General features: G+C 69.1%; 10 protein-coding genes. 7 read left to right on the forward strand and 3 right to left on the reverse strand.

Going from position 1 to position 12,114, the window contains the following annotated elements; translation table 11 throughout:
- Positions 1–20: 20 nt before the first annotated feature.
- From ACYBSK_RS10590 to ACYBSK_RS10600, 3 genes are all read left to right on the forward strand, one after another.
- Positions 21–716, forward strand: coding sequence for an HAD family hydrolase (locus ACYBSK_RS10590; protein ID WP_457476643.1), 696 nt, complete (start codon positions 21–23; stop codon positions 714–716).
- A gap of 359 nt (positions 717–1,075) precedes the next feature.
- Positions 1,076–2,683 (forward strand): ABC transporter substrate-binding protein, encoded by a 1,608-nt coding sequence (locus ACYBSK_RS10595; RefSeq protein ID WP_460245898.1) that lies wholly within the window; start codon positions 1,076–1,078, stop codon positions 2,681–2,683.
- A 98-nt stretch (positions 2,684–2,781) separates the two neighbouring features.
- On the forward strand, positions 2,782–4,332 hold the full coding sequence (locus ACYBSK_RS10600) for an ABC transporter substrate-binding protein (protein WP_457481705.1): 1,551 nt from the start codon (positions 2,782–2,784) through the stop codon (positions 4,330–4,332).
- Between the two features lie 18 nt (positions 4,333–4,350).
- Here the strand turns inward: ACYBSK_RS10600 and ACYBSK_RS10605 are convergent, their stop codons facing one another.
- Both ACYBSK_RS10605 and ACYBSK_RS10610 read right to left on the reverse strand, forming a co-directional pair.
- Complete coding sequence (locus tag ACYBSK_RS10605; protein ID WP_457476645.1) at positions 4,351–5,022, reverse strand: response regulator; 672 nt, start codon at positions 5,020–5,022, stop codon at positions 4,351–4,353.
- 164 nt (positions 5,023–5,186) lie between these two features.
- Positions 5,187–6,044, reverse strand: coding sequence for a RecB family exonuclease (locus tag ACYBSK_RS10610; protein ID WP_457476646.1), 858 nt, complete (start codon positions 6,042–6,044; stop codon positions 5,187–5,189).
- Between the two features lie 179 nt (positions 6,045–6,223).
- On the opposite strand from ACYBSK_RS10610, the gene ACYBSK_RS10615 reads away from it, so the two are divergent.
- The 3 genes from ACYBSK_RS10615 to ACYBSK_RS10625 all read left to right on the forward strand — a co-directional run bounded on the left by ACYBSK_RS10615 (position 6,224) and on the right by ACYBSK_RS10625 (position 9,529).
- The gene (locus ACYBSK_RS10615; RefSeq protein ID WP_460245899.1) at positions 6,224–7,774 is read left to right on the forward strand and encodes a site-2 protease family protein; all 1,551 of its coding nucleotides are present in this window, start codon (positions 6,224–6,226) and stop codon (positions 7,772–7,774) included.
- A gap of 46 nt (positions 7,775–7,820) precedes the next feature.
- Positions 7,821–8,726: a tRNA (adenine-N1)-methyltransferase gene (locus tag ACYBSK_RS10620; RefSeq protein ID WP_457476648.1), complete on the forward strand. Its 906-nt coding sequence runs from the start codon at positions 7,821–7,823 to the stop codon at positions 8,724–8,726.
- Between the two features lie 218 nt (positions 8,727–8,944).
- Positions 8,945–9,529 (forward strand): hypothetical protein, encoded by a 585-nt coding sequence (locus ACYBSK_RS10625; protein WP_460245900.1) that lies wholly within the window; start codon positions 8,945–8,947, stop codon positions 9,527–9,529.
- Positions 9,530–9,625: 96 nt separating this feature from the next.
- Here the strand turns inward: ACYBSK_RS10625 and ACYBSK_RS10630 are convergent, their stop codons facing one another.
- Positions 9,626–9,940 carry a ferredoxin gene (locus ACYBSK_RS10630; protein WP_457476650.1) on the reverse strand — a complete coding sequence of 105 codons (315 nt, stop codon included), beginning with the start codon at positions 9,938–9,940 and terminating at the stop codon, positions 9,626–9,628.
- A gap of 264 nt (positions 9,941–10,204) precedes the next feature.
- Here ACYBSK_RS10630 and arc point away from each other — a divergent pair, with 264 nt between their 5' ends.
- Positions 10,205–11,971 (forward strand): proteasome ATPase, encoded by a 1,767-nt coding sequence (arc, locus tag ACYBSK_RS10635; protein WP_457476651.1) that lies wholly within the window; start codon positions 10,205–10,207, stop codon positions 11,969–11,971.
- Positions 11,972–12,114 lie beyond the last annotated feature (143 nt).

Below are 12,114 nucleotides of genomic sequence, written 5' to 3' on the forward strand. Positions count from 1 at the left end.
TCCCTCATGGAGGTGTACGGATGACCAGTACGGTCCCCGCACTCGGCACCCGAACGGCCGACGGTTCCACGCTCCAGGCCGTGCTCCTGGACATGGACGGCACACTCGTCGACACCGAGGGCTTCTGGTGGGACGCCGAGAAGGCCGTCTTCGCCGAACTCGGCCACACCCTCGACGAGGCCTGGCGCCACATCGTCGTCGGCGGGCCCATGACCCGCAGCGCCGGCTTCCTCATCGAGGCCACCGGCGCCGACATCACGCTGCCCGAGCTGACCGTGCTGCTCAACGACGGCTTCGAGAAGCGCATCAGCCGGTCGCTGCCGCTGATGCCCGGTGCCGCGAGACTCCTCGCCGAACTCGCCGCGCACGGCGTGCCCGCGGCCCTCGTCTCCGCCTCCCACCGCCGCATCATCGACCGCGTCCTCGACTCGATCGGCACGCACCACTTCCGGCTCACCGTCGCCGGCGACGAGGTGTCCCGCACCAAGCCGCACCCCGACCCGTACCTCCTCGCCGCCGCCGGCCTCGGCGCCGAACCCGCCCGCTGCGCCGTCATCGAGGACACCGCCACCGGCGTCACCTCGGCGGAGGCGGCGGGCTGCCACGTCGTCGCCGTGCCCTCCGTCGCCCCCATCGAGCCCGCGCCGCGCCGCACCGTCGTCCACTCCCTGGAACACGTCAACGTGCCTTTCCTCCAAGGGCTCATGACGTCCTGAAGCCTGCGGGGGTGGCTGAATCGGTGCGCCCGCCCACACGGTTGACGCTGTGACCTTTCCCACGTTCCCGAGGGTCGACAGGCCGTCGGGCGCATGCTCGGTGACCGCTTTCCGTGCGTCGTGCAGTGACCTTGTGTCCCGATTGGCCACCCCCTGAGAGGAACCTTCCTCCTGAGGTGTTTTCGGTGCGTCCACGCCTGATTCCACAGCGTGATGGGCGGCCCTCTCCCGCGCCCGCGAACCCCGGCGGCACGCGCATTAATCTCGTCGCGAGAACATCGCCGTACCCCTCCCGCCGCCCACGCGTCCCACCCCTCACGCCGGGCCGACGGGTTCAACAGCTCTGGAGAACTTCGAGCATGAACCGCAAGACTTTGGTGCTGCCGGCCGTGATCGGCCTGCTGGCCCCCGTGCTCGCCGCGTGCGGCGGGTCCGACAGCGGAGGCGCGGGCGGCGACGCGATCAAGGTGGGCACCACGGACCGGTTCATCGCCTCCGGCAAGGTGCCCGCGCCGTTCGACCCCGCGTACGCCTACGACACCGGCTCCTGGAACGTGCTGCGCCAGACCGTGCAGACGCTCATGGCGATGCCGCGCAACGGCAGCGGCGACCCCGTGCCCGAGGCCGCCCAGAGCTGCATATTCTCCGACAGCGGCAGCGAGCGCTACGCGTGCAAGCTCCGCAAGGACCTCAAGTTCGCCGACGGTACGCCGATCACCGCCGCCGATGTGAAGTACTCCATCGACCGGGTCCGCACCATCAAGAGCGACAGCGGCTCCTACGGCCTGCTCTCCTCGATCGACACGATCGAGACCCAGGGCGACCGCGACGTGATCTTCCACCTCAAGTCCCCGGACGCCACGTTCCCGTACAAGCTGGCCACGCCCACCGCCGGCATCGTCGACCCCGACGACTACGCGAAGAACAAGCTGCGCACCGGCTTCAAGGTGAACAGCTCCGGCCCGTACACGCTCAAGGCCCAGGTCAAGAACGACGCCGTCGTCAAGACCGTCTTCACCAAGAACCCCCACTACAAGGGGCAGTTGAAGCCGAAGAACGACAAGGTCGAGCTGGTCTCGTACACGAGCGCCGACTCCATGGGCCAGGCCCTGGAGAAGGGCGACATCGACATGATGACCCGCACCATGTCGCCCGAGCAGATCAGGAAGTACTCGGCGAACCCGCCGAAGAACGTGAACCTCGTCGAGATGCCGGGCATGGAGATCCGCTACCTCGGCTTCGACACCAAGGCGCCCACCGTCAAGGACAAGGCCGTCCGGCAGGCCATGGCGCAGCTCGTCGACCGCGGCGAGATAGCCGGCGACGTGTACGGCACCAGCGCCGAGCCGCTGTACTCGCTCGTGCCCAGCGGCATCACCGGCCACCAGAACTCGTTCTTCAACAAGTACGGCGACCCCAGCAAGGCCAAGGCCGCGTCGATCCTCCAGCAGGCCAACATCTCCACGCCGGTCAAGCTCACCCTGCACTACACGAGCGACCACTACGGACCGGCCACGAAGAAGGAGTTCGAGCTCCTCCAGAAGCAGCTCAACTCCAGCGGCCTCTTCGACGTCGACATCAAGGGCGACGTCTGGGACAGCTACCGCGACGCCCAGCTCAAGGGCCAGTACGACGTCTACGGCATGGGCTGGTTCCCCGACTTCCCGGACGCCGACAACTTCCTCGCGCCGTTCCTCGACAAGGACAACTTCCTGGCGTCCCCGTACGCCAACGCGAGCATCCGCGGCAGCCTGCTCCCGGCCGAGCGCCGCGAGGCCGACCGGCTCACCGCCTCCAAGAGCATCCAGCAGATCCAGAACATCGTCGCCGACGACGTGCCCGTCCTCCCGCTGTGGCAGGGCAAGCAGTACGTGGCCTCGCGCGACGACATCACCGGGGTGGAATGGGCGCTGTCCGCCTCCTCGATCCTTCAGCTGTGGGAGCTGGGCCGCGGCGTCAGCGGCTGAGTCCACCGGGGGCCGGCCCCGTCGGGCCCGGCCCCCACCCCCTTCTGCTCGACCGAAGACAAGGCACGTACGTGAGAAAGCCCAACCAGTGGCTGGTCATGCCCCTCGGCGCGGGACTCGCCGCGGCACTCCTGACCGGCTGCGGCTCCGAGGAGAGCACCTCGGCGGCGGACGGCGACGCCGTGGTCATGGGAATGTCCGACGACATCCAGGCCACCGACCCGGCCTCCGGCTACGACCCCGGCTCGTGGCTGCTGTTCAACAACGTCTTCCAGTCGCTGCTCAGCTTCCCCAACGGAGGCACCGAGCCGCAGCCCGAAGCCGCCAAGGAGTGCCACTTCAGCGACAGCGCCACCAAGGTCTACACCTGCACGCTGCGCTCCGGCCTGAAGTTCAGCAACGGCAACGCGCTCACGTCGAAGGACGTCAAGTTCTCCTTCGACCGCATGATGAAGATCAATGACGACGCGGGCCCCGCGATCATGTTCCCGATGCTGGACAAGGTCGAGACCCCCGACGCCAAGACCGTCACCTTCCGGCTCAAGTCCGCCGACGCGACCTTCCCCAGCAAGATCGCCTCGGGCGCCGGATCGATCGTCGACCACACCGAGTACCCCGCCGACAAGCTCCGCACGGACGGCAAGGCCATCGGCTCGGGCCCGTACAAGCTGGACTCCTTCGGCAAGAAGCAGGCCGACTTCTCGGTCAACACCTCGTACCAGGGCACCGCCAAGGTCAAGAACTCCGGCGTCTCCATGAAGTTCTTCCACGGCGACCAGGCGGGCCTGAAGAAGGCGCTGGTCGGCGGGAACGTCGACCTCGCCTACCGCGGTCTCGCCGCCAAGGACGTCGCCGACATCCAGCAGTCCGGCTCCTCGGACCTGGACGTCGTCGAGGGCACCAGCGCCGAGGTCCAGCACCTCGTCTTCAACATGGACGACCCGGTCGTCGGCAAGCTCGCCGTCCGCAGGGCGATGGCGTACCTCGTCGATCGCGACGCCCTCATCGACGACGTGTACGACCAGACCGCCACGTCGCTGTACTCGATCATCCCGGCGGGCATCAGCGGCCACAACACCGCCTTCTTCGACACGTACGGGTCCCGCCCCTCGAAGGCGAAGGCGGCGGCCGCGCTGCGCGCCGACGGCATCAGCACCCCGGTCAAGCTCACGCTGTGGTCCACGCCCGCGCGCTACGGGCCCGCCACGGACGCCGAGCTGAAGACCATCGCCAAGCAGCTCAACGCCAGCGGCCTGTTCGACGCCGACGTCAAGTCCGTCGAGTTCGCGCAGTACGAGCGGGACATCAAGTCCGGCAAGTACGGCGTCTACGTCAAGGGCTGGGTGCCCGACTACCCGGACCCCGACAACTTCACCCAGCCGTTCTTCGGCGAGGGCAACGTCCTCGACAACCGGTACGAGAACAGCACCATCAGCGGCAAGATCATCCCGGAGACCGGCGCCCAGAGCGACCGCTCCGCGGCGACGCCGCGCTACGAACAGCTGCAGAACATCGTCGCCGACCAGCTGCCGATCCTGCCGATCTGGCAGGCCAAGCAGTACGCCGTCGCCAACGCCGACGTGTACGGCCTGGAGAACTGCCTCGACGCCTCCACCGTGTTCCGCTTCTGGGAGATCAGCAAGGGCTGAGTGACGGACAGGCGGCTGTCACTGCGCGCCGGGGCGGACCAGTCCGCTCTCGTACGCGTACACGGCCGCCTGCACCCGGTCGCGCAGGCCCAGCTTCGTCAGCACATGGCCGACATGCGTCTTCACGGTCGTCTCGCTGACGAAGAGGTCGGCGGCGATCTCGGCGTTCGACAGGCCGCGCGCGACCAGCTTCAGCACCTCGACCTCCCGCTCCGTGAGCGTGCCCAGCGTGTCCGGGACGGGCTCCTCGCCCGACGGCAGATGGTCCGCGTACTTGTCGAGCAGCCGGCGCGTGATGCTGGGCGCCAGCATCGCCTCGCCCGCCGCGACCACCCGGATCGCCTGCACCAGCTCGCCCGCGGGCGCGTCCTTCAGCAGGAAGCCGCTGGCCCCTGCCTTCAACGCCTCCACCACGTACTCGTCCAGGTCGAACGTGGTCAGCACCAGGACCTTCGCCGGGCCGTCCTTGCCGGGACCGGTGATCTGCCGGGTCGCCTCCACGCCGTCCATCCGCGGCATGCGGATGTCCATCAGGACCACGTCGGGTTGCAGGGCGCGCACCTGGTCCAGCGCCTGCAGGCCGTCCCCGGCCTCGCCGACGACCGCGATGTCCTGCTCGGCCTCGAGGATCATGCGGAAGCCCGTACGCAGCAGCGGCTGGTCGTCGACCAGTAGGACGCGGATGGCCACGAAACTCTCCTTCGATAGACCGGGCGCCCCATTCTGCCCTGCCCGACGCCACCACCCCGTGCCCGCCCCTTCCAGCCGGCTATCAAGCCCCGTCCGCCGAACTATCAAGCCCCTCCGGCGATTGAGGAGCGGGGTTCAGGGGCGGAGCCCCGATCCTTCCGCCGCTACGGTGCCTCCGACCCGGTCACCTGCAACGGATACGGCGGGGGAGTCCCCCCGAACTCCGGACACACCGCCTGGTGGTCGCACCACCCACACAGCTTCGTCGGCCTCGGCCGCCACTCCCCACTCACCGTCGCCTGCTGAATCGCCTCCCACAACGCGTGCAGCTTCCGCTCCACCCGCTCCAGGTCCGCGACCACCGGGTCGTACGTCACCACGTCACCACTGCCCAGGTACACCAGCTGAAGACGGCGCGGCACGACCCCCTTCAGACGCCACACCACCAGCGCGTAGAACTTCATCTGGAACAGCGCGCCCTCGGCGTACTCGGGACGCGGCGCCTTGCCCGTCTTGTAGTCGACGATGCGCACCTCGCCCGTCGGCGCCACGTCCACCCGGTCGATGATCCCGCGCAGCTTCAGACCGGAGTCCAGCTCGGCCTCCACGAACAGCTCCCGCTCGACGGGCTCCAGACGCGTCGGATCCTCCAGCGTGAACCAGCGCTCCACCAGCCGCTCCACGTCGCCCAGCCAGCGCGTCATCCGCTCGCCCGCGGCCGCCTCGTCCGCATCCGCGAACAGCTCGCCCAGCTCGGGCCGCGCCTCCCGCAGCCGATCCCACTGCCCGGGGATCAGCGACGCGGCACGCGGCGCCGTCCGCTCCGCCGCCGGCGCGTCGAACAGTCTCTCGAGAACGGCATGGACCAGCGTGCCCCGGGTAGCCGCTTCACTCGGCTTCTCCGGCAGCTTGTCGATCACCCGGAACCGGTACAGCAGCGGACACTGCATGAAATCGCTCGCGCGCGACGGCGAGAGCGACGCCGGCGGCGCGGCGACGGGTTTTTCGGTGCTGGTCTCCATGCCGTACGACGATACGGGCCCGCACTGACAGTCAGGCAGCTGCACGCACCCCGGCGTCTTGCGTAGCGTGGCGCGGGGGAGTCGACGGGGGTCGGCCGACACCGTCCGCATACCATCGACGCCAGAACGTCCCGCCGGGCGGCGGGAGACGCTTCGAACGAGGGGACCGAGGGATCACCGTGGACGAGAGCGGGCAGCCGCACTCCGGCACCGGCGAGGCGACGCCGCCCCGGCCGCCGGCCCCGGCCGAGCCGGACGCGACCCAAGCCCGCGACACCAGTGAGGCCCACGAGCCGGGCACCCCGGAAGCAGCACGCGAACCGGGTGGCACGCCGCAACCGCGGGCCGGGGAGACCCGCCCCGAGCCGGGGGCCGAGCAGCCTCCGGACCCGCGCAAGCACGCGGGTGCCGACCCGAGCGGCCCCGGCTCCGAGCAGGAGCCGCCCGGCACCCCGGACACCGGACCCGCCCCGGGCGACCCCGGGCCGCGCGACGTGCCGCCCGCGCACCCCTACGACCGCCACCCCGAGCGCGCCGCCGCCTCCTCCGGCAACCGCAAGGGCCCCACCAAGCGGCCCGAACCGCGCGGCGGACTCCTCATGGGGCGGCCCTTCGGCGTCCCCGTGTACGTCGCGCCCAGCTGGTTCCTCGTCGCCGCACTCATCACCTGGGTGTTCGGCGGCCAGCTCGACCGCGTCCTGCCCGAACTCGGCGCCGCCCGCTACCTCGTCTCCCTCTTCTTCGCGGTCGCCTTCTACGCCTCCGTACTCGTCCACGAACTCGCCCACACCGTCGTCGCACTGCGCTACAAGCTGCCGGTGCGCCGCATCCAGCTGCAGTTCTTCGGCGGCGTCTCCGAGATCGAGAAGGAGTCCGAGACCCCCGGCCGCGAGTTCGTGCTCGCCTTCGTGGGCCCGCTGCTCTCCCTCGTCCTGTCCGGCGTCTTCTACGTCGCCATGCGCGCCGTCGAACCGGGCACCGTCCCCGGCGTGCTCCTCGCCGGCCTGATGATCTCCAACCTGATCGTCGCCGCGTTCAACCTCCTGCCCGGCCTCCCGCTCGACGGCGGCCGCATGCTCCGCGCCGTCGTCTGGAAGATCACCGGCAAGCCCATGAGCGGCACCATCGCCGCCGCCTGGGTCGGCCGCGCCCTCGCCATCAGCGTCCTCATCGGCCTGCCCCTGCTCACCCAGTCCGGCGCCCTCGGCGAAGGCGCCGAAGAGACCGGCGGCATGGACACCGTCATGGACGCCCTGCTCGCCGCCATCCTCGCCGCGATCATCTGGACCGGCGCCGGCAACAGCCTGCGCATGGCACGACTGCGCGAACACCTCCCGGAGCTGCGCGCCCGCACCCTCACCCGCCGCGCCGTCCCCGTCGAACCCGACACCCCGCTCTCCGAAGCCCTGCGCCGGGCCAACGAGGCGGGCGCCCGCGCCCTCGTCGTCGTCGACCCCGACGGCGAACCGCACTCCCTCGTACGCGAGGCCGCCATCGTCGGCGTCCCCGAGCACCGCCGCCCCTGGGTCCCCGTCAGCGGCCTCGCCCAGGACCTCACCGACGGCATGCGCGTCTCCGCCGAGCTCGCGGGCGAGGAACTGCTCGACACCCTCCGCGCGACCCCCGCCACCGAATACCTCGTCGTCGAGGAGAACGGCGCCATCTACGGAGTCCTCTCCGCCGCCGACGTGGAGCGCGCCTTCGTCAAGGCCATGGCCCGCCCCTCGTAGCGGCACCGTGGTCGGCGGCCCGCGCCGGGCCCGGTACGCTGTTCACATGTCCGAACCGACCGGTGCCGCCCGCAGGCGCGGGCCCTTCAAGGTCGGGGACCAGGTTCAGCTGACCGACCCCAAGGGCCGCCACTACACGTTCACGCTCGAAGAGGGAAAGAACTTCCACACCCACAAGGGTTCCTTCCCGCACGACGAGCTGATCGGCGCACCCGAGGGCAGCGTTGTCCGCACCACCGGAAACGTCGCCTACCTCGCGCTGCGCCCCCTGCTCCCCGACTACGTCCTGTCCATGCCCCGCGGCGCCGCCGTGGTCTACCCCAAGGACGCGGGGCAGATCCTGGCCTTCGCCGACATCTTCCCCGGCGCCCGCGTCGTGGAGGCGGGCGTGGGCTCCGGCTCCCTGAGCAGCTTCCTGCTGCGCGCCATCGGCGACGAGGGCATGCTGCACTCCTACGAGCGCCGCGAGGACTTCGCCGAGATCGCCAAGGGCAACGTGGAGCGCTACTTCGGCGGCCCCCACCCCGCCTGGCAGCTCACCGTCGGCGACCTCCAGGACAACCTGGTGGACACCGACGTCGACCGCGTCATCCTCGACATGCTCGCCCCCTGGGAGTGCCTGGACGTCGTCAAGAAGGCGCTCGTCCCCGGCGGCATCCTGTGCTGCTACGTGGCCACCACCACGCAGCTCGCCCGTACCGTCGAGTCCATCCGCGAGATCGGCTGCTTCAACGAGCCGACCTCCTGGGAGTCGATGATCCGCAACTGGCACGTGGAGGGCCTCGCCGTCCGCCCCGACCACCGGATGATCGGCCACACCGGCTTCCTGCTCACCGCCCGCCGCCTCGCGGACGGCGTCGAGCCGCCCATGCGCCGCCGCCGCCCCGCCAAGGGCGCCTACGGCGAGGACTACGACGGCCCCAACGCCGACGGCGGCAACCGCGGCCGCTGAGGCCACCCGCCCGCAGCACCGAACAACGTGACGGCGCCGCCGTCGAGTTCCCCCGCACCTACGGGAACTCGACGGCGGCGCCCGTTCGTTGACGAAGCGGCAGCACCAGGACCAAGTACCAGCTGAGAAAGAACGGGCCCCACCGTTCCCGCGCACTGTGACGTATGGCACGATGCTGGCCACCCCCACCGGCACAGCCCTCACAGGAGACGCTCCTCGTGCAGCAGCCCCCCCGGCAGACGATCCCGGAACTGGCGCACGCCACCACCCGGCCCGTCCACTGGCTGGCCACCGCGGCCGCCCTCGCCGCCGTCGTCGCGGCCTCCGGCTTCCTCCAGCCGGACTCCGCCACCGCGGCGCAGGTCCACGCCAAGGCGCCCGCGGGCAAACCCGCGGCCGTCGCCCCGCCCGACCCGGCCGACGTCCGCTTCCCGCTCGACTGCGGGCCGGTCAAGGCCGTCGTCATGAAGAAGGCGGCCGGGGACCTGGACGGGGACGGGCGCCCCGAGACGGTCGCCGTCGTCCGCTGCGACGCCGGCGTCGGCACCCCGCCCAGCGGCATCTACGTGGTCACGCAGCCCGCCGGCGCCGAGCCCCGGGTCGTGGCCACCCTCGTCGCCCCCAAGGACAACTACTCCGCGACCACCCTCGCCATACAGGACGGGGCCGTCCTCGCCGGCCTCGAGGGCTACTCCTCGGACTCCGTCCCGCGCTACCGCCCGGACGTGCACGAGAAGGCCAAATGGCAGTGGCGGAACGGGGCGTTCGTCCGCTCCACCCCCTCCGAGGCCCGCGCCGCCTGACCCGTACGACATCGGGCCCCGCCCGCCGGAGAACCGGCGAACGGGGCCCGATCGCACACGCTCAGTCACCGCCGAGCGCTCTGTGTCACGAAATTTTCACTCCGCGTCCGGCCCGTACACCTCGACCCTGTCCGAAACCCGACGCACATGGATGCAGTCGCCCGGACACTCCTTCGCCGAAGCCACCACATCGGTGAGAAGCGGAAGCGGAACGGGCGTTGACGCACCCACGTCCTGAAGCAGCTCGTCGTCCGCGCTCTTCACATACGCCAGACCGTCGATGTCCAGCTCGAAGACCTCGGGAGCGTACTGCGCGCAGATCCCGTCCCCGGTGCACAGATCCTGGTCGATCCACACCTCCAGCGGAACGCTGTTCGCGGTGCCGGATCCGGCCTCTTGCTGCACGGTCATGTCTCCTGCCGTTTCCTGCGTCGCGGCCCCCGAAAGGCCCCTTCAAAGGAGCAAGTCGGGCCAAGCCTGACGGGTGTTGAACGCTTCGACCCTACAACCGGCCGCTTTCCGATGTTGTTGGGTGGGTATTCCCCTGGCGTGAGGGAGAGCGCAAGGGTGAAGATCGGACACACCCCCATCGTCTTTTTGATCTAGGGGTTTCAATCGACACCCGCCCAGGTAGGGTCTGGAAGCGTCCAGCTCCCCTTGGAGGAGGTGAGGACCGTGGCAGCCCACGACGACGACATCAACCGCGGCATCCGCCCGGGACGAGGGTCCGAGGACCCGGCCGGGCAGGTTGCCTATCTCGAGCAGGAAATCGCCGTCCTGCGGCGCAAGCTCGCCGACTCTCCGCGTCATACGAGGATTCTCGAAGAGCGGATCGTCGAGTTGCAGACCAACCTGGCCGGCGTGTCCGCGCAGAACGAGCGGCTCGCCAACACACTCCGAGAGGCCCGCGACCAAATCGTGGCCCTCAAGGAAGAAGTCGACCGACTCGCACAACCACCGGCCGGCTTCGGTGTCTTCCTCTCGGCGAATGAGGACGGCACCGCAGACATCTTCACAGGCGGCCGCAAACTCCGTGTGAACGTGAGCCCAAGCGTCGAACTCGAAGAGCTCCGACGCGGCCAGGAACTCATGCTCAACGAAGCGCTCAACGTGGTCGAAGCCATGGAGTTCGAGAGCGTCGGCGACATCGTCACCCTCAAGGAAATCCTCGAGGACGGCGATCGAGCCCTCGTGGTCGGGCACACCGACGAGGAACGGGTGGTACGGCTCGCCGAGCCGCTGCTGGACGTCACCATCCGCCCCGGCGACGCCCTCCTGCTCGAACCCCGATCCGGCTATGTCTACGAAGTCGTACCGAAGAGCGAAGTAGAAGAACTCGTCCTCGAAGAGGTCCCGGACATCGGCTACGAGCAGATCGGCGGCCTGGGCAACCAGATCGAGCTGATCCGCGACGCGGTCGAACTGCCCTACCTCTACCCGGACCTCTACAGGGAGCACGAACTGCGGCCGCCCAAGGGCGTCCTGCTCTACGGGCCCCCCGGATGCGGTAAGACCCTGATCGCCAAGGCAGTGGCCAACTCCCTCGCCAAGAAGGTCGCGGAAGTGACCGGAGTGGCCCAGGGCAAGAGCTACTTCCTGAACATCAAGGGCCCGGAACTTCTCAACAAGTACGTCGGTGAGACCGAGCGGCAGATCCGCCTCGTCTTCCAGCGCGCCCGCGAGAAGGCCAGCGAGGGCACCCCCGTCATCGTCTTCTTCGACGAGATGGAATCCCTCTTCCGCACCCGCGGCTCCGGCGTCAGCTCGGACGTGGAGAACACCATCGTCCCGCAGCTGCTCGCCGAGATCGACGGCGTCGAAGGCCTGCAGAACGTGGTGGTGATCGGTGCCTCCAACCGCGAGGACATGATCGACCCCGCCATCCTGCGCCCCGGCCGGCTCGACGTGAAGATCAAGATCGAGCGCCCGGACGCCGAAGCCGCCAAGGACATCTTCGGCAAGTACCTCACCGAGCGCCTGCCGCTGCACCTCGACGACCTCGACGAGCACAGCAACGACAAGTCCGCCACCGTCCACGCCATGATCCAGACGGCCGTGGAGCACATGTACGCCGAATCCGAGGAGAACCGCTTCCTTGAGGTGACGTACGCGAATGGCGACAAGGAAGTCCTGTACTTCAAGGACTTCAACTCCGGCGCAATGATCGAGAACATCGTCGGCCGCGCCAAGAAGATGGCCATCAAGGCCTTCCTCGACCAGAACCAGAAGGGCCTCAGGGTCTCCCACCTCCTCCAGGCTTGCATCGACGAGTTCAAGGAGAACGAGGACCTGCCCAACACCACCAACCCCGACGACTGGGCCCGAATCTCCGGCAAGAAGGGCGAGCGGATCGTCTACATCCGCACCCTTGTCACCGGAAAGCAGGGCGCGGACACCGGACGCTCCATCGACACGGTGGCGAACACCGGTCAGTACCTGTAAAAGACAGGGTGGCTGCGGGTGCCCGAAGCGGGTACCCGCAGCCGACTGTTTTGCGGCACCACCACAGGAACCGACCACGTGAGCAACCGCTCGAAAGCGGAGCGAATCCAATGACGCAAATGATCTCCCCACCAGCGCAAAGG

It is taken from the genome of Streptomyces sp. BYX5S, assembly GCF_054724165.1.

Coding starts and splice junctions, on each gene's coding strand:
- ACYBSK_RS10620 (WP_457476648.1), top strand. CDS start 7,821: ATGTCCGAACCGACCGGTGCCGCCCGCAGGCGCGGGCCCTTCAAGGTC.
- ACYBSK_RS10600 (WP_457481705.1), top strand. CDS start 2,782: ATGCCCCTCGGCGCGGGACTCGCCGCGGCACTCCTGACCGGCTGCGGC.
- ACYBSK_RS10610 (WP_457476646.1), bottom strand. CDS start 6,044: ATGGAGACCAGCACCGAAAAACCCGTCGCCGCGCCGCCGGCGTCGCTC.
- ACYBSK_RS10590 (WP_457476643.1), top strand. CDS start 21: ATGACCAGTACGGTCCCCGCACTCGGCACCCGAACGGCCGACGGTTCC.
- ACYBSK_RS10630 (WP_457476650.1), bottom strand. CDS start 9,940: ATGACCGTGCAGCAAGAGGCCGGATCCGGCACCGCGAACAGCGTTCCG.
- ACYBSK_RS10595 (WP_460245898.1), top strand. CDS start 1,076: ATGAACCGCAAGACTTTGGTGCTGCCGGCCGTGATCGGCCTGCTGGCC.